We start from the raw sequence: 17,702 nt of genomic DNA, 5'->3' as shown, positions 1-17,702 counted from the left end.
TTACCTTATAAAATTTCACCAATATATATCTAAATTTTTTATATAGAAATAAAAAATGAACCCTATTTAGAGTTCATTTATATTACATTATTAAATTCTCTTTTACAATATTTACTAACAAGCATCTCTACTGCTAATGTATCCCTAATTAACCCATTTTTTATCTTATAATCACATTCTAATATATAATTTAACATATCTATTATTATTTCATCTGAAAAGTTTCTACTTTGTTTTATAGCTTTCGTAGCTACAAATGGATGAATTTTCAGTTTTTCAGCTATTACTTTTGATGTGTACCCATCACTTTGTAATTTTCTTGATTGTACAACTACTTTAAACTGTCTTGCTATCATAGAAAATATCCCTAAAACAGATTCACCTTCATTTATCATATCGTTTAATATTTTCATGGCATTAGATGAATTTTTTTCACCTATATAATCTATTAACTTAAATATATCATTTTCTACCTTCTTTTGGGAAAGTTTATCTATTACTTCTCTACTTACAATATTTCCCTTTCCTACAAACGAACTTATTTTATTTATTTCATTTTCTAAATCCGATAATGTTTTTTCACTACTTTTATCCCTATATCCTTCTTGTTCTATAAAATACATTATCTCAGAGTTCTCTACTATTACATTATTGAGTTCAAATTTTTTTCTAACCCATTTAAATAAGTCCATATCAGATAATTTATCACAATTAAATACTATTCCTTTTTTATCTATCTTTTTTACTAGTGACTTTCTTTTATCTATATCCCCATATACTATAAATACTAAAACAGTTGTATCTGGTATATTATCTATATGGTCTATAAAATACTTTTCATCACTATCGCTAAAGTTCTTCTTTTTACCTTTTAATAATTCAAAATCTTTTACTATTACTATTTTTTTATCATCCATAAAAGGGAGTGTCTCTATAGAACTTATAACCTGATCTATAGCAGTTTCCCTTCCATCTATTATATCTAAGTTAAAATCAAGCATTCCTTCGCTTAAACTTTCTTTAAATACTTTTATTGCATTTTCTATTAAATAATATTCTTTTCCATAAAAAAGATATACATTTTCAAAGTTTCTATTTTTAATATTGCCTATAATATCCTTGTAATTCATTTGCCTGCTCCTTCATAACTTTCATTTCTTTATATATCATATATGAAAAAACTACAACATAGTAAATTATTACATATATCAAATTTGGATTTACAATCTCTAAATACAAAAAATCCAACTCACTTATTTTATTTAATATATAATATATATTATCTATTATAATATTATTAAAATACGCTATAAGCTTAGAAATACCCATGTTTACATTAAATAAAATTACACTTACAATACTCATATACATAATAATGCCTATAAAAGGAACTATTATAATATTACTAATTATTGAACTTATTGGTATTCCATTAAAATTATAATATATAATCGGTAATGTTAATATATTTGATGCTATAGTTATTGAAACTAAACTCATATTGATGCTCTTATTTATATATCCGTAAAAGTATATTATAGACAATGTAGAAAGAAAAGACAATTGGAAACATATATTATATATAATATATGGGTTATTTATTACTAAAAATATGCCTATGAATGATAATGTACTTATACCATCTTTCTTCCTATCAGTAAATATGGATAAGTATAATATAGCAGTAAAAAATATAGCTCTAATTATAGATGGTGACTTATCAATCATCATAGAGTAAAGTGTTAGTAGAGATATAAGTATTATTAATTTATAATATTTATTAATTTTGCCTATTAAAATTGCTATAAAAACACATAAAATCCCCGTATGAAGTCCTGATATAGCAATTATATGACTTGTTCCTGTTCTTGAAAAAACTTCTTTTTGCTCACTAGTCATTTCATATTTTTCACCTAATATCAAAGAATTTATAAAATCAGAATTAACTTTGTATAAATATCTAGTTGTACTTCTTATATATATTTTTAATCTTCCTAAATATTTAAAAATCTTACTTTCACCTATAACTTTATAATCATTTAAATTTATTACTCCTTCATATCCATTGCTTCTCAAGTACTTACCATAATCAAAATCATCAAACTTCATACTATTTAGAGAATTAAATTTTCCATCTACATTTACTTTTAATCCAACCATAATATTTTTTCTCTTGGTATAATCTCTTACTAAGAATTTATCTATTATATATTCATCGTATTTCGCTTTTGTTTTTTTCCCTTTAACTATACCTATTAAATTTATATTAGATTTATCTTCATAAACATCTTCACAAAAAATATTAGTTATAGGGTATGACACTATTAATACTAATATAAATATTATAAGAAGCGGCCTTCTCATTTTTCCTCCTGCTGGTTTTTATCTTGATTATATTCAAATTTTATATTTTATAAACTAATTTCTTATAATTAACTTATACTTAATTTACTTACCGTTAGTTTCAGACTATTCTTCAACCAAGAAAATACATCTTTCCTCTAATATTTACATAGATTCAAATTACATAAAATTTAGTACTCATAAAAAATATACTAAAATATAGGTTAAAACCAAGCATTCTCAATAAAAATAGATAAATGATTTTTGAACTATCTATCAGTGATTTTTTATTTATAATAATGAAATTTCAAGTAAAGTTTTTAAATCGACAATATTATTGTAATATAACTAAAATATGAAATTAAATTACAAAATAAATAAAATATATGAAAATTTTTGTATGAAAGTGCTAAAATAAATATAAGGTAAAATAAGGTAAATAAAGGGTGATTAGTAAGAAATATATTTTAATAAATATAAAGGGCTTGATAGATATTAATTTTTAATATGGAGTAAATTAAAATGGGTGTAAAGCATATAAGAATTTTTATATAGTTAAATTAAGTAAAATACAAGTTTATGGTCACTACTTTATGAATTATATTTTTAAGGGCAAAAGGAGATTATTTACTATGGGAAAACACAAAATTAAAAGTATATTAATTTTAATTATAGTATTTTTAATAACTATATCAAGCTACAATACTTTATATGCCAATGAAAAAGATAGAACTGTAAAAGTAGGAGTGTATGATTTAGATCCATATTTTAATATAAAACCAAATGGTAAAGTAGAAGGTTATTACAAGGATATTTTAGACAAGATTATTTTTAATATAAATAAAAAATTGCCTATAAATAAAAAAGTAAAAGTTAAATATGTAAAAGGTAACATTCCTTCTTTAATTGAAGATTTAGAAGAAAATAAAATCGATATGATGATTGGACTTCATTACACCAATGAAAGAAAAGATAAGCTTATTTATTCTAAAGAAACTATAGGTACTGAACTATTAGGAGTTTACGTTAATAAAGATTATAAAGATATAAAATCTCTTAATAATAAGAAAGTTGCTTTTATAAAAAGTGAATATGAATCTAAATGGTTAATGGATGAGTTAAAAAGAAAAGGAACAAAGCCAATACTTGTATGGGGAGAAAATTTAGATCAAATAATAGATATGCTAAAAGATAAATCTGTAGTAGCAATTATAGCTCCTGTAAATCAAAAGAAATTAAGTAGATTTAAAAAAATCTATGAATTTTCACCAGGACCTGTATATATAACAGCATCAAAAAATAGTAAATGGATTATAGAAGAGATTGATAACTCACTAGAAAACTCTACTAAACATGAAAAAAATGAATTGGAAAAAATACATCTAAATTATTTTTTTAAAGGTATAAACTCAAAAGAAATAGTAACCTTATCTATTATAGCATCAACATGTGTTTTATTTATATTGATAAAGCATATAATACCAGCTATAAAGGTAAATAAATTAAGAAAAAATATAAAGGAAAACTTATCAAAAAATAGGTATAAACTTTATTATCAACCTATAATTAATCCTAAAAACGATAAAGTTGTAGGATTTGAAGCTTTAATTAGATACATAAACCCTGATGGAAAAATAATCTCTCCTTATTTTTTTATAAGTGATATTGAAAAATGTAATATGACAGAAGAATTATCAATATGGATATTTAAAACTGTATTAGAAGATTATAAATGGTTTAAGCTAAATACAAACTTAAAAAATGAGGAGTTTTATATTTCTATAAATATATCATACAATGAAATAAGGAGCAAAGAATTCTTAGAAAAAGTTAATTATATAATTGATAATGACAATGATTTTAAATCGAAAAAAATTGTTTTTGAAATTGTTGAAAATATAGAATCAGGTGACTTTAAACAAATAAAAAGCGGAATGGAGTTTTTGCAAAGTAAAAATATAAAAATAGCTGCTGATGATTTTGGTATTCAATATTCAAATCTAGATATATTATCTAAATTTGATTTTGATGTTGTTAAAATAGATAAATATTTTATAGATGAGATTAAAGAAGGTAATTTTAATTATGAGCTTATAATATTTTTAAGTAAAATTTGCAAATTATCTGGCACTAAGATAATCGCAGAAGGTGTTGAAAATAAAGAGCAAGTAGATATTATAAAAAATATAGATAGTGATAATATATTTATACAAGGATATTTTTATGCACAGCCTCAAGATAAAGAGGATATAGCTTTAATTAAAATAAGCAAAGAATAAAATTTAATAAAACAACAATATAAATCAAAAAGGAGCTGACAAAGTCAGCTCCTTTTATATAATTAGATCTTCCCAATTTACACACTGATATAGGTATATTATCTATAATTCTAAGATTATGCTTTTATATCTAAGTAATTTTTTTATTATCAAATTCATTCCATCTAAACCTTAGTAATCCATCTATTATATACTATTAAATATATTTAATATAAAATTTAGCATCTTTTATACATATTCATTTATATAATTATCTTTCTTATCAAATATAGTTTTAAACAGCTTTATAACATTATCACTAGCTTTATTATTATTTATAATTAAAGCATCTTCTATGTCTATATATGAAAATCCTAACTGAGTTATTGTGTTTATGTTAAATTTAACATCAGCTTCAGATTGTATTTTTTCAACATAAATTTTTTTATTTTCTAATTTTATATTAAATATTCCATTATTTTCTTTTATAAACTTATCTTCAACTTCTATATTAGCACTTAAGCTTAAGTCACTTTCTATATTTAAACTTTCTAAATATCCTTTTAAATTTATTATTCTTCCCATCATAAAAGGCTTAATTTTTATGTCTGACGTTTTAGGATTATCTAGTATAAATCTTATCTTATCATTTATAGGAGCTGATATAGTAACTTTCTTACATTGCGTATTATGATTATATATAAACTTAAGCATAGTTTTTAGAGAATCTATATTTTTATAATATATTTCTCTTACAAACATATTATCTCCATTTAAAAAATATATTATATATCCTTTTGCTTTTTCATCTTCATGAATATATATATGACCATTTTCACTTTTTACTTCTTTAAATAAGTTTTCATAGTATGCTTGATCTCTTTCTATATTTCCATTTGTATCCTTAAGAAAAGAATTACTTATATTTATTAAATCTTTAATGTTAGAATCCTTTGCTTTTATCATCTTTCCTTTTATTTTAAAGTTCTTTAATTCTTCTACATCTAAGTTGTATTCTATCTGATCGTAACATTGTTCATATCCATATTTTCTATATAATCTATAATCAATAGGCATTAATATAGATACAAATTGACCTTTATTGTACATTTCATTAAGAGAAAATTCCATGATATTTTTCATATATCCCATCCCTCTTGCTTCTGGGAATGTTGATACTCCTACAACATATGATGTATCGTATATTTTGCTATTTAATTTTAACTTATATTGATTTAGTTGAAGAGAAGAAACTATATTTTCATCTTCTTCTATGACAACTGTATTATAATTTTTATATTTATAATTAAAGTAGTAATCTACGAAACCTTCTTCATCATTAAAACAATAATTCCATATATCTTTTATACTATCTATATCATTGTCTTTGGCATATCTTATATTCATATTATTTCTCCCTAACAGTATACTTTTCAACAAATTTACATGGGTGATATGATAATTTAGCTTTTCTAAGGCCTTCTATACCCATATCTTCTTCTCTATTTACAAATTCTACATCTGGAAATTCATTTACTATAAATTGTTGATTTATATAAGGATATAAGCCTCTTATATCTGGATTCGCTTTTTCTATATGAACTAGTGCCATGTTTTTATTTAAAAGTTCTCCTATTGTAAATGCCTCTAACTTTCCATCTACATATATACCAGCTATTTTTACTCTATCTTTTAGTATGTCATAGCTATCAAATATTTTTTTTATTCCTATTAACTCATCATCCATACCTTCATCAAATTCATTGTGTTCTTCCTTATTTATACTCCACTCTTTTAGTAAATTTAGACACTCCCCAAAGTTTTCTTTATCTAAAAGCTTATATTCAAATCTTCCTTCATATTCCTTTAAGAAGTAATTTATATGATTTCGCTTCTTTTGATTTTTTCTTCCCCCTAAAGTTCTTAAGCTCTCTCCTTCATATATATAATCAAATAAATCTCTTTCTTCTATATATTCAAATCTATCTTTAAAATCTTCTTTAAGTGCTTCTATTACCTCTTTTGTTACACCCCTTAAATATATTTTCTTATTTTCTTTTTCAAAATATTCTATAACAAAATCTATAACTTTGTTTAAATTCTCTTTTTTAGTTAATGGTAATATAGAGAAACTATCTCCTTCGTATTCACCAACTAATACTGCGAAATCTTCTTGTGTATAATAACTTGTTTTGTAAACATGTTGCCACATATATAATGTAGCAAAACAATACTCACATGCTTCATAGTCTACCAAATCAAAATATGGATCTAATTCCTTTTTTGCATTTATATCTATTTCTTTAAAAAACATAACTTCCTCCTGTTTACTATCTTCTGTATAATCTTGACTTTCATAATTTTTATCTATGTATAACTTTAAAAATCTCTAAAGTTGAATTTTTCTTTATTTTTTTGTTTAAAATCTTAACATAATAATCAATATTAACTTATATTACCCAAATTATTTTTTAATAAACATTTAAGTGAGGTGGTTTATCACTTGAGAAGTATAATTTTCTCGCTAATACTTATTATAATATCACTTTTATCTGGTTGTGACAAAGTTTCTCATTTAGAAATTCATATTATCGATGTTGGACAAGGCGATAGCATTCTAATCCAAACACCATATAATAAAAATATCTTAATTGACGGTGGAGACGAAGATAGTGATAACATAGTCAAAAGATATCTCAAAAAACAAAATGTAGATGTTATAGACTATTTAATAGCTACACACCATGATTCAGACCATATCGGTGGTCTTGATAACATAATTAATAACTTCAAAGTTAAATCTATTTATATGCCTGAATATAAGCATGATTCAACTTCCTACTCAAACTTAATATCAGCATGTTCTAATAAAAATCTATCTATAAATTACCTGTATAAAAATGATACTTTGCATGTAGAAGATAATATAATTTTATCAGTGTTAAGTCCTTCTTTTATACAAAAAGATAGCAATTTAAATTCTATAGTATTTAAGCTATCTTACCTGAACAAATCATTTTTATTTACTGGTGATGCTGAAGAACCAAATGAAATTGATATTATAAATTCATTTGATATTAAGGATATAGATTTTTTAAAGGTAGGCCATCACGGCAGTAGCTCTTCAAGTAGTGATCTATTCTTAGATGAAGTTAATCCAGATATAGCTGTTATATCTTGTGGTTATAAAAACCAATATGGACATCCTCACAGAAATATATTAGAAAATCTTTCTAATAAAAATACCCTAGTTTACAGAACTGACATTTTAGGTGATATTGTTTTTTATAGTGATGGAGACATTATCTACACTAAAAATAACTACGAATATAATACCCATAAATAATATAACAATACATTATATTTATATCAATTAGTTACTTTTTAGTAACTATGCAATTTTATTCTTCACAAGTTATGTGTTGATTACTCCACTCTATCATTTTTGCCATTACATTTAAAAGTGCTAACCCTGATTCGCTAAGATAATACGTAGATTCAACAGTATTTTTTATTAATTTTTTATCATTTATAATAATATTATTTTCTATTAATAAATCTAGCTGCTGGATTAGCATTTTCTTGCTACATTTATTCATCTTCCTTTGTAAATCACCAAATCTTACTTTATCATCTTGTATAGCCCATATAATTCCCCCAACCCATTTTTTACCTAATATACTAGCTAATGCTTCAACGGGGCAATCATATACCATATCACTTATATTGTACATTTTTTGTCCTCCTTATTAAATCTTTGTATATATTAAGTTATAATATTATTTCTATTTTGTCCAATTTTAATCTTTTAAATTTTACTTTAATTTATTTTAGATATTATCTCTTTAAATTTTTTAACGATTTAAATTTTTTTAATAATAAAAAAACCTATGGATAAGTAAATTATACCGTAGGTTTTTTATTATTTCTGTAAACTCATTTGGTTTATTCTCAATTTGTCTAAGTGAGATATTGCACTTGATACCGCCATTTGACCTTCTCCTGATGACTTTAGATATTGATATGGCTTACCTGCACAATCTCCAGCTGCATATAACCATTCTACATTAGTTTTCATTTCTCTATCTGCTTTTATATGAGGTCCTTCAACTTCTAACCCTGGTACCATATAACTTGGCGATACACTATCCTCCATAATAAATATACCATCTGCATATAGTTCTGTATTTTTTAGAACTAATTTATTAACTGTTTTTTCTCCTTTTATTTCTAAAGGTTTATCGTTAATTATTTCTATAGATGAATCTAGTGAATTAGTTAATTTATACATTGGTATATAATATATCTTTGAAGCTATTTCACTCAAGAAGTTTGCATCTTCTTCTCCTTCATGATTGTATCCTACTACTGCAACTACTTTATCTCTATATAATCCCGCATCACAAGTTTCACAATATCCTACACCTTTTACTAGATATTTTTCTTCACCTTTTATTTTTATTTCTTATTTTAGCATTTAATGCAGCAGCCATACCTGCTGATCCACTACCTACTATTGCTATATCATATCTCATATTACTTACTTTCTTATTTTTATATATGTGATTTAACAATTTCTTCTAATTTTTGTTTTGGTATAAACCCTACTAATCTATCTACTTCTTTTCCTTCTTTAAAAACTATAACTGTTGGTACAGTATGTATCTCAAATTGTCTAGCTAATTCTAAACTTTTATCTATATCAACCTTTAAAAATTTTGCATCTTCTTTCATATCTTGTTCTAATCCTTCAAATATTGGTGATAACATCTTACATGGTCCACACCAAGTTGCAAAAAAATCTACCACTGTTGTTTCATTTGATAATTCTACCTCATTAACAAATTCTTCTGTATTTATTATTCTAGTCATTACATTATCTCCTTTGTTTATTTTGATAAATATACTATACCAACTATAGTTTCTTATAACAATTAGTTACTTATTTGTAACCACCTATAAATATAACTTTTTAAAAAATAAAAAAGAAGAACACAAAGCATTCTTCTTTTTTATGTTATTTATTTATTAAATCATTTATAACAACAGATGCTATAACTAGACCTCCAACAGATGGTACAAATGAAACACTTCCTGGTGTAACCTTTTTGCCATTCATTATTTTTTCTTTAAGCTCTCTTGGCTTTTCAGTTGAAAATACTACCTTTAATTTTTTTATTTTTCTATCTCTTAGTTCTTTTCTCATCACCTTAGCTAATGGGCACATAGTTGTTTTATGCACATCTGTAACTACTATTTTAGTTGGATCTAATTTATTTCCCATTCCCATAGAACTTATTATTTCAAGTCCCTTCTTTTTGCAAGTTTCTATTAAATGTATTTTAGAACTAACCATATCTATTGCATCTACTACATAATCATACTTTTCACTTAATAGTTCTTCACTTGTTTCTTCATTATATAAACTTTTTATAGCTTTTATATTTATATCTGGATTTATATCAAGTATCCTTTCTTTCATAACATCAACTTTATCTCTACCTACAGTTGAGTGTAGTGCTGGAAGTTGTCTATTTATATTAGTTATATCTACATCATCAAAGTCTACTATAGTAAGATTTCCTACTCCTGCTCTTGCTATAGCCTCTGCTGCAAAACTACCTACTCCTCCAACTCCAAATACTATTACATTTGAATTTTTTAGTTTCTCTATACCTTCTTGTCCTATTATTAGACCGGTTCTAGTTGTAAAGTTTTTTTCCATATCTTATTTCTCCTGAAATTATTTATTATTGTTTTAAAAAAATATATTCTACCAAGTTATATAATGAGATTTACATAAAATTTATAAATCTACCTTTTAACTTATTATTAGTTTCATCATTTAATCTTATTATTTATTTTTATACGATAACTGATTGTATTTTTTATTATGTTAAAATTAAATATAATGATAATTATAATTTAATTGTACGAATTTTAAAAGATATAAATAAAAATAATTCAATAAAACATAAAATCATTTTTATATTAAACATTTATATATATTTATTGTATAGTAATTTAATGTACTCTTATAATAAAAAAAGAACTCATAAGAGTTCTCACAAATTGGCGGGAATGCGTGGGAGTCGAACCCACCTAAGAGGCTCTTAACCCCTCATACTAGTTTTGAAGACTAGAGAGCACACCGGCACTCATCCATCCCCATATTAATCATTTAATAAAAATATCATATTTCTATGCATATTTTATTATATTGACATAAAAGTATTTTTAATACCTTAATAATTTGTAATTATACCATAAATATACTCTATTAACAATCTTTATGCAATATATTTTAATAAAAAATTAAGTTCATAGTTTATTTTAATTGTAAACTATGAATCTCTGTACTATTATTTAATCAGATAATATTTATATTGCATTTCTAATAGATATTTACCATTTAAATTGTGACTTTTTAATATATAATATCAATTTGATAAAAATAAAATGTGCTTAGTAAGTTTTTTCAATAATTCTAGCACATCTTATTATATCATTTATTCTTAATATTTTCGTTATTTTTCAAGTTCATATTTATAGCCTTTTATACCTCCAAATAAACTATATAATTTATTAAATCCATTTATACTTAATACCTTACATGTAGCTTTACTTTGGCTCCCTATTCCACAATATAATAATATTTTCTTATCCTTGTAATCTGCCAAGAAATCCATCTCATCATTTATCTCATTCATTGGTATATTTATAGCCTTTGGCAAATGACCATTTAGGTAATATTCTTCATTTCTAATATCTATAATAAGATCGAATTCATTGTTATCTATCATTGACTTTATTTTTTCTGATTCTAATATATATATACTCATATACAGCCTCCTCTCTTATTTAATATATTATGATTTTTTTCACAATAAGTTACATAGTTAAAGTTAATATTATATATCTAATTATATTTTGACAAATATTTATTGATTTTATCTATAATCATATATTCTTTATTAACAAAATAACTACACCTATATAGGTGTAGTTATTTTTATATATTAGGTATTTGCCACTGTATAGGGCTTTTACCTATTGATTTTAATATTTTATTAGTTTCTAAGAAATGGTTACATCCAAAGAATCCTCTTCTTGCAGATAAGGGACTTGGATGAGGAGATTCTAATATATAATGATGATTAGAAGTTATAAGCGCCTTTTTGCTTCTTGCATTTGCTCCCCATAATATAAATATTACAGGGTCTTTTCTATTATTTAAAATTCTTATTATTTCATCAGTGAAAATTTCCCATCCCTTCCCTTTGTGAGAATTAGCTTCATGAGCTCTAACTGTTAGAGCTGTATTTAATAGTAATACACCTTGATCTGCCCACGGAATTAAATAACCATTGTTTGGTATAAAACATCCTAATTCACTATTTAACTCTTTATATATATTTAATAAAGATGGTGGTATTTTTTCTCCTGGTTGCACTGAAAAAGCCAGTCCATGTGCTTGATTTTCACCATGATAAGGATCTTGTCCTAGTATAAGTACTTTTGTATCTTTATATGATGTATGCTTTAAAGCTTCAAATATATTATTCATATTTGGGTATATTATTCTTTCGCTATATTCTTTTTTTAAAAATTCTCTTAATTTTAAATAGTAATCTTTTTTAAATTCTTCTTTTAATAATTCGTCCCAGTCATTATTTAAATTTACCATTTTGTCACCCTTATCTAAAATAGTACTCTGCTATTTTCTTTTCTCTTAGTTATTTTATTTCTATCAAAGTTTTCTAATAATATCACACAATTTTTTCGGCTAGAATTAAGTAAGTCTCTGTATTCGCCTAAAGTTATTTCTTTATTTTCTTTTAAATAATTAATCAAATTATTTTTTAGTGTTTCATACAGCTCTTTATCAATAACATGCTTTTCATCTAATTGTTCTACTTCTTGTCCTATCATAGATTCTAATACTTCTTCATAAAATTTATTTTTGTTACATATACCATCTATTGTTAATATATTTTCTGATTTATTCATGCTAGAATTTAACTGATTTTTTATAGTGTTTTTTATTTCTAGCTGCTTTGAGTTTAACCTTACTTCAAATTCATATAAAGATATTAAATTATCGTTTACTTTTACTACTTTTTCTTTACTTAACTTATCTATTAATAAGTCCATCTCCTTAGTCTTAAACTTACCTTCAACTTTAGATCTAAACTCTTCTTTTACCATACCATTTCTAAGTCTGTAAGATTTATGATACTTAGTAAGTAAGTCTACACTTTTAGATTTTAGAGTCTCATATTTATTAATATGCATATACATACTATTTATACAGATAGCTTTATCCATATTTATAAGCTCTTGTAAAGCTTTATCTACATTTTCTTCATTTTCTCCAATATAGGCCATTATCTCTTTTTTACTTGGATATATTTCAGTATTTTTTTTAAGATACTCTTCTAATATATCTTTTAATTCACCTTTTTCTTTTATCTTTAATGAATTTATAACGTTTGTATCAAATTTTTTATGCTTTTTAGGGTTTGTGTCTATTATAGTTCCTCCACCTATAGTTTCCATAGGTGAATAACTTCTAATAACAAATTTATCTCCTTTTTTAGCTACTATACTTTCTTCTAATCTTAATTGTACATATCCATCTTCTGATGAGTTTATTATTTCTTTGTCTAATGGTACTGCCCTGCACAAAATTTCTTTTGTACCATGGTAAAGCCTTAACCTATCCCAATGTTTTAAGCTTTTGTTTGAATGATTTACAATAGATATTTTAACATCTAACATCATGGATTCTTCTAAAGAATTTTTTGCACCTAAAACATCTCCTCTTTTTAGATCTTCAACTTTGACATTAGATATATTTATTGCAGTTCTTTGTCCTGCATAAGCAGTGTTTACATTTTCGCCATGAACTTGAATACTTCTTATTTTCGTTTCTATATTTGAAGGATATAGCATTAAATCATCTTCAACACTTATTTTTCCTTCTGTTAGGGTCCCTGTTATTACAGTTCCAAATCCTTTTACAGAAAATACTCTATCTATATTAAGCCTTGCAGGTGAACTTATATCATTATCTTCTATATCTTTACTTATTTCATCAATTTTGTTTATAAGTTTATCTATACCCCTTTTAGATATAGAATCAACTTCTATTATATCTGCATCTTCAAGAAAAGTTCCTTTTACCTTTTCTATTACATCTTCTTTTACTAATTCTATAAATTCTTCATCTACTGTATCACATTTTGTTAAAACTATTATTCCATTTTTGACATTTAAAAATTTTAATATATCTAAATGCTCAATAGTTTGAGGCATTACACCTTCGTCAGCTCCAATTACAAATAAAACCATGTCTAAACCAGATGCTCCTGCAAGCATGTTTTTTATAAATTTTTCATGCCCTGGAACATCAACTATACCTGCTCTTTTTTTGCTCGGCAAATCAAAATATGTAAATCCTAAATTTATTGATATTCCTCTCTTTTTTTCTTCTGCTAAAGTATCTGTTTCTCTTCCTGTAAGTGCTTTTATAAGGGTAGTTTTTCCATGGTCTATATGACCTGCTGTACCTATTACTATATTTTTCATGTTAATCTCCCCTCTTGTATACTATTTAAATATATTTTTAAGCTCATTTATTATTAAATCATATTCGTCTTCAAATATAGTCCTTACATCTAATATGTATTTATTTTCATACACTCTTGCTATTATATGAGCATTACTTAATCTTAGTCTTCTCTCTAGTGTTGATACATTCATATTATTTGGAGTTATCGCGACTACCTTACTTTTTATAGTCTCTAAAGGCATAGATCCTCCCCCAACTTGAGATAAACCATCTTCTACACATACTTTTGCATCTATTTTTAGTTCTTTTATTTTATTTAATAAATCGTTAGCTTTTTCTTCTAATTCATCTATTTTATAAGTTAACATTCTAAGCGTTGGTATTTCTTTAATTGCTTTTTCTTCATCTAAATAAGTTCTAAGTGTAGATTCTAGAGCGCATATAGTTAACTTATCTACTCTTAGGGCTCTTGTTAATTGATTTTTTTTCATTTTATCTATGTACTCTTTTTTACCAACTATTATACCAGCTTGTGGTCCACCTAGCATTTTGTCTCCACTAAAAGTAACTATATCAGCACCTTTTCGTAGAGAATCTAAAACAGTAGGTTCATAAGACAGTCCATATTTTGATAAATCGATAAATACTCCACTACCTAAATCTTCTATCACAGGTATATTATGCTTTTTGCTAAGGATAGATAACTCATCTATATCTACACTTTCTGTAAATCCAAGTATTCTATAATTACTAGTATGAACCTTCATAATAGCTTTAGTATCTTCACTAATCGCTTCTTCATAATCTTTTAAATGTGTTTTGTTAGTAGCACCAACCTCTAAAAGTTTTGTACCACTTAATTCCATTATACTTGGTATTCTAAAAGAGCCACCAACTTCTACTAACTCACCTCTTGATACTATAACTTCGCCATCTTTAGCTAATGTGCTTAATACAAGCAGTACAGCTGCTGCATTATTATTTACCACTAATACATCCTCAGCATTTGTAAGCCTTTTTATTGTATCTGCTAGATGATCGTACCTCGAACCTCTTTGACCTTTTTCAATATTGTATTCTAAATTAGAATATCTAGATGCAGAATTCCAAAGTTCTTCTTTTATACTTTCACTAAGTAATGATCTTCCTAAATTAGTATGTAATACTGTACCTGTAGCATTTATAACCTTTTTTAAGGATAATGCATAGCTTATATTAATCTCATTTTTTATATCTTTAATTATATTATTTAAATCTAAATTTATATTATTTTTATCGTCCTTAATATCTATTATTTCTTTTCTTTTTCTATCTATAACCTTCCTTATGCACTCTATGACTAAATTTCTAGGATACTCTTCTAATGTATTTTTTATATCTTCTTGGTTTAAAACTTCATCAACTGAAGGTAGCTTAGAAAATAATTCTCTTTTATTCAAATAAATCACAACCTTTGCTCTAAATTTCTAATTATTTAATAATATTTTATATTATTCTATTTTATAGCTAACCCACCTTCTATGTAGTACATAATATTTTCAAAATAAAATTTTATTTGTTTAGCTATTTTATTGATCTATTTTAGTATGTTTTATGCAAATTTTTTCATATATAAAATATGGAAATCATATACTGTATGATTTCCATATTTTATATTATCTATATAACAGTTATGTACTTACTAGATTTTTCTTTAACTTCACCAATTACTTTAGCCTCTATAGATCCATTTTTCTTCATATCTTTTATTAGCATATCTGCTAGTTCTTCTCTAACAGAAATTAGTAATCCACCTGATGTTTGAGGATCGTACAATATATCTTCTATTTCAGTTGCTATATTATTTGTACTAACATCTTTTCCTATGTATTCTTTATTTCTATACATACCTGCAGGTATTATACCCATTCTTGCCATATCGACAGCTCCCTCCAATATAGGAACTTCCTTCGAATCTATTTCAATACTTACATTTGATGCCTTTGCCATTTCTAGGGCATGTCCTAAAAGTCCAAATCCTGTTATATCTGTAACTGAATTAACTTCTATATTATCAAAACTCATTGCTGCATACTTATTTAAATGTATCATAGTTTCTATTACTTTTTCAGAAACTTCTTTATCTACTAATCCTTCTTTCATAGCTGTATTTAATATACCTACACCTATAGGTTTAGTTATAATTAACTTATCACCTACTTTAGATGTTGCATTTGATAATACTTTATCTGGATGAACTATACCAGATACTGAAAGTCCATATTTGGGTTCTTTATCATCTACAGTATGCCCCCCAACTAAAAGTGCGCCACTCTCCTTAACTTTATCAAATCCACCCTTTAATATTTCTGCTAAAACATTCATATCATGACATGATGGAAAACAAACTATATTCATAGCTACAATTGGTTTTCCGCCCATAGCATAGACATCTGATAAAGAGTTTGCTGCTGCTATTTGACCAAATATATATGGGTCATCTATCATTGGAGTGAAAAAGTCTAGTGTCTGAATTAAAGCACTATCATTATTTAATTTATATACAGCTGCATCATCGGATGTTTCTAATCCAACTAATAAATTGTCTGTGCTTTCATTTCTAGGTAGTTTACTTAATACTGATGCCAGAACCTCTGGCCCAATCTTAGCCGCTCAGCCACCTGAAGTAGTCATATCTGTAAGTTTTCTTAACATCTCCATATATATCTCTCCTTGTTATGTCTTATAATAATTATAATATCATATTTTTACTTTTAAATTTACAAGTTTATATCAAATATTATTTTATTTAATGGTTATTTTACTCTATAGTAATCATATCCTTAATATCTTCATATTTTTTATCTCCAATTCCATTTACATTTTTTATTTCCTCAATACTCTTAAACTGACCTTTTTCTTCCCTATAATTTAATATTTTGTTAGCCGTAGCCTCTCCAACCCCAGGCAGTTTGTCTAAATCGCTTACGTTAGCTATATTTATATTGATTTTTGAATTATCTTCTTGAGACTTAGTATTATTTTGTGTTACATTTTCGTTATTATTATTTATTTCTTCACCTATTTTAGGTATTATATAATGCATTTCATCTTCTATAGTCATAGCTAAATTTATTTTATTTAAATCTGCCTCTTCTGTAAATCCTCCTAGTAAATCTATAGCATCTATTAACCTTTTGCTATTTTCAATTGTGACCACCCCAGGATTTTTAACCTCTCCACTTATAAATATCCTTATTTCTTTTGATTTATTTTCATTTATATCATTTTTATTTGCTGTTTTTTCCAATATTTTATCTTTGTCCATTTGTTCATCGTACTTTAAATTTTTAGTTTCTTCTTTCTCACTTTTGCTAACTACATATACATTATCTCTAACTTTTAACCCTCTATTAATTATAGTAGCAGATATAGAAAATACGGTTATGAGTATTACTATTGCAACCTTTTTTTGCTTGTTCAAATAAAATCACTCCTTCATTTTAATTATTGACAAAATTATGTTATACTAAAATATAAGTTTTGTT

General features: G+C 25.2%; 17 protein-coding genes and 1 tRNA gene. 2 read left to right on the top strand and 16 right to left on the bottom strand.

Going from position 1 to position 17,702, the window contains the following annotated elements:
* Window positions 1–77 precede the first annotated feature (77 nt).
* Together holA and I2H23_RS00500 are read right to left on the bottom strand one after the other, a co-directional pair.
* Window positions 78–1,130: a DNA polymerase III subunit delta gene (gene holA, locus I2H23_RS00505; RefSeq protein ID WP_092927181.1), complete on the bottom strand. Its 1,053-nt coding sequence runs from the start codon at window positions 1,128–1,130 to the stop codon at window positions 78–80.
* Window positions 1,099–2,364 carry a ComEC/Rec2 family competence protein gene (locus I2H23_RS00500; RefSeq protein WP_195580846.1) on the bottom strand — a complete coding sequence of 422 codons (1,266 nt, stop codon included), beginning with the start codon at window positions 2,362–2,364 and terminating at the stop codon, window positions 1,099–1,101. The genes holA and I2H23_RS00500 overlap by 32 nt, the downstream gene beginning before the upstream one ends.
* Window positions 2,365–2,975: 611 nt before the next feature.
* Between I2H23_RS00500 and I2H23_RS00495 the strand changes: the two genes are divergently transcribed.
* Entirely contained in the window at window positions 2,976–4,622 is a 1,647-nt protein-coding gene (locus I2H23_RS00495; RefSeq protein ID WP_195580845.1) for an EAL domain-containing protein, read from the top strand.
* A 228-nt stretch (window positions 4,623–4,850) separates the two neighbouring features.
* Here the strand turns inward: I2H23_RS00495 and I2H23_RS00490 are convergent, their stop codons facing one another.
* Both I2H23_RS00490 and I2H23_RS00485 read right to left on the bottom strand, forming a co-directional pair.
* Window positions 4,851–6,008, bottom strand: coding sequence for a GNAT family N-acetyltransferase (locus I2H23_RS00490; RefSeq protein WP_195580844.1), 1,158 nt, complete (start codon window positions 6,006–6,008; stop codon window positions 4,851–4,853).
* Window position 6,009: 1 nt separating this feature from the next.
* On the bottom strand, window positions 6,010–6,915 hold the full coding sequence (locus tag I2H23_RS00485) for a DUF2156 domain-containing protein (RefSeq protein WP_092927189.1): 906 nt from the start codon (window positions 6,913–6,915) through the stop codon (window positions 6,010–6,012).
* 189 nt (window positions 6,916–7,104) lie between these two features.
* Between I2H23_RS00485 and I2H23_RS00480 the strand changes: the two genes are divergently transcribed.
* Window positions 7,105–7,947 carry a ComEC/Rec2 family competence protein gene (locus I2H23_RS00480; protein WP_195236819.1) on the top strand — a complete coding sequence of 281 codons (843 nt, stop codon included), beginning with the start codon at window positions 7,105–7,107 and terminating at the stop codon, window positions 7,945–7,947.
* A gap of 55 nt (window positions 7,948–8,002) precedes the next feature.
* Here the strand turns inward: I2H23_RS00480 and I2H23_RS00475 are convergent, their stop codons facing one another.
* The 12 genes from I2H23_RS00475 to I2H23_RS00425 all read right to left on the bottom strand — a co-directional run bounded on the left by I2H23_RS00475 (window position 8,003) and on the right by I2H23_RS00425 (window position 17,638).
* Window positions 8,003–8,335, bottom strand: coding sequence for a winged helix-turn-helix transcriptional regulator (locus tag I2H23_RS00475; protein WP_092927193.1), 333 nt, complete (start codon window positions 8,333–8,335; stop codon window positions 8,003–8,005).
* Window positions 8,336–8,523: 188 nt separating this feature from the next.
* On the bottom strand, window positions 8,524–8,928 hold the full coding sequence (locus tag I2H23_RS00470) for an FAD-dependent oxidoreductase (protein ID WP_330615146.1): 405 nt from the start codon (window positions 8,926–8,928) through the stop codon (window positions 8,524–8,526).
* A gap of 118 nt (window positions 8,929–9,046) precedes the next feature.
* Complete coding sequence (locus I2H23_RS15675; RefSeq protein WP_330383778.1) at window positions 9,047–9,136, bottom strand: FAD-binding protein; 90 nt, start codon at window positions 9,134–9,136, stop codon at window positions 9,047–9,049.
* A gap of 19 nt (window positions 9,137–9,155) precedes the next feature.
* Entirely contained in the window at window positions 9,156–9,473 is a 318-nt protein-coding gene (trxA, locus tag I2H23_RS00465) for a thioredoxin (RefSeq protein ID WP_092927195.1), read from the bottom strand.
* A gap of 145 nt (window positions 9,474–9,618) precedes the next feature.
* Entirely contained in the window at window positions 9,619–10,326 is a 708-nt protein-coding gene (locus I2H23_RS00460) for a tRNA threonylcarbamoyladenosine dehydratase (protein WP_092927197.1), read from the bottom strand.
* Between the two features lie 348 nt (window positions 10,327–10,674).
* Window positions 10,675–10,771: transfer RNA gene (locus tag I2H23_RS00455), tRNA-Sec, on the bottom strand.
* 357 nt (window positions 10,772–11,128) lie between these two features.
* Window positions 11,129–11,443: a rhodanese-like domain-containing protein gene (locus I2H23_RS00450; RefSeq protein WP_092927199.1), complete on the bottom strand. Its 315-nt coding sequence runs from the start codon at window positions 11,441–11,443 to the stop codon at window positions 11,129–11,131.
* A gap of 170 nt (window positions 11,444–11,613) precedes the next feature.
* Window positions 11,614–12,288, bottom strand: a complete 675-nt coding sequence (locus tag I2H23_RS00445; protein ID WP_092927201.1) for a uracil-DNA glycosylase — start codon at window positions 12,286–12,288, stop codon at window positions 11,614–11,616.
* Window positions 12,289–12,302: 14 nt separating this feature from the next.
* Complete coding sequence (gene selB / locus I2H23_RS00440) at window positions 12,303–14,192, bottom strand: selenocysteine-specific translation elongation factor (RefSeq protein WP_166504904.1); 1,890 nt, start codon at window positions 14,190–14,192, stop codon at window positions 12,303–12,305.
* Between the two features lie 21 nt (window positions 14,193–14,213).
* Window positions 14,214–15,614: an L-seryl-tRNA(Sec) selenium transferase gene (gene selA, locus I2H23_RS00435; protein ID WP_166504903.1), complete on the bottom strand. Its 1,401-nt coding sequence runs from the start codon at window positions 15,612–15,614 to the stop codon at window positions 14,214–14,216.
* Window positions 15,615–15,834: 220 nt separating this feature from the next.
* Window positions 15,835–16,875 (bottom strand): selenide, water dikinase SelD, encoded by a 1,041-nt coding sequence (selD, locus tag I2H23_RS00430; protein WP_166504902.1) that lies wholly within the window; start codon window positions 16,873–16,875, stop codon window positions 15,835–15,837.
* Window positions 16,876–16,975: 100 nt separating this feature from the next.
* Window positions 16,976–17,638, bottom strand: a complete 663-nt coding sequence (locus I2H23_RS00425) for a helix-hairpin-helix domain-containing protein (RefSeq protein WP_207733495.1) — start codon at window positions 17,636–17,638, stop codon at window positions 16,976–16,978.
* Window positions 17,639–17,702: the final 64 nt, after the last annotated feature.

Origin of the sequence: Romboutsia sp. BSD2780061687b_171204_C1, assembly GCF_015560225.1 — a bacterium.
Lineage (GTDB): Bacteria > Bacillota > Clostridia > Peptostreptococcales > Peptostreptococcaceae > Romboutsia_C > Romboutsia_C hominis.
This window is presented reverse-complemented; position numbering and strand designations above follow the sequence as displayed.

Excerpts from the sequence above, each read along its gene's own strand:
- I2H23_RS15675 (WP_330383778.1), bottom strand. The coding sequence starts at position 9,136 with ATGAGATATGATATAGCAATAGTAGGTAGTGGATCAGCAGGTATGGCT.
- I2H23_RS00445 (WP_092927201.1), bottom strand. The coding sequence starts at position 12,288 with ATGGTAAATTTAAATAATGACTGGGACGAATTATTAAAAGAAGAATTT.
- I2H23_RS00495 (WP_195580845.1), top strand. The coding sequence starts at position 2,976 with ATGGGAAAACACAAAATTAAAAGTATATTAATTTTAATTATAGTATTT.
- I2H23_RS00460 (WP_092927197.1), bottom strand. The coding sequence starts at position 10,326 with ATGGAAAAAAACTTTACAACTAGAACCGGTCTAATAATAGGACAAGAA.
- I2H23_RS00500 (WP_195580846.1), bottom strand. The coding sequence starts at position 2,364 with ATGAGAAGGCCGCTTCTTATAATATTTATATTAGTATTAATAGTGTCA.
- holA (WP_092927181.1), bottom strand. The coding sequence starts at position 1,130 with ATGAATTACAAGGATATTATAGGCAATATTAAAAATAGAAACTTTGAA.
- I2H23_RS00475 (WP_092927193.1), bottom strand. The coding sequence starts at position 8,335 with ATGTACAATATAAGTGATATGGTATATGATTGCCCCGTTGAAGCATTA.
- I2H23_RS00490 (WP_195580844.1), bottom strand. The coding sequence starts at position 6,008 with ATGAATATAAGATATGCCAAAGACAATGATATAGATAGTATAAAAGAT.
- trxA (WP_092927195.1), bottom strand. The coding sequence starts at position 9,473 with ATGACTAGAATAATAAATACAGAAGAATTTGTTAATGAGGTAGAATTA.
- I2H23_RS00450 (WP_092927199.1), bottom strand. The coding sequence starts at position 11,443 with ATGAGTATATATATATTAGAATCAGAAAAAATAAAGTCAATGATAGAT.
- I2H23_RS00485 (WP_092927189.1), bottom strand. The coding sequence starts at position 6,915 with ATGTTTTTTAAAGAAATAGATATAAATGCAAAAAAGGAATTAGATCCA.
- selB (WP_166504904.1), bottom strand. The coding sequence starts at position 14,192 with ATGAAAAATATAGTAATAGGTACAGCAGGTCATATAGACCATGGAAAA.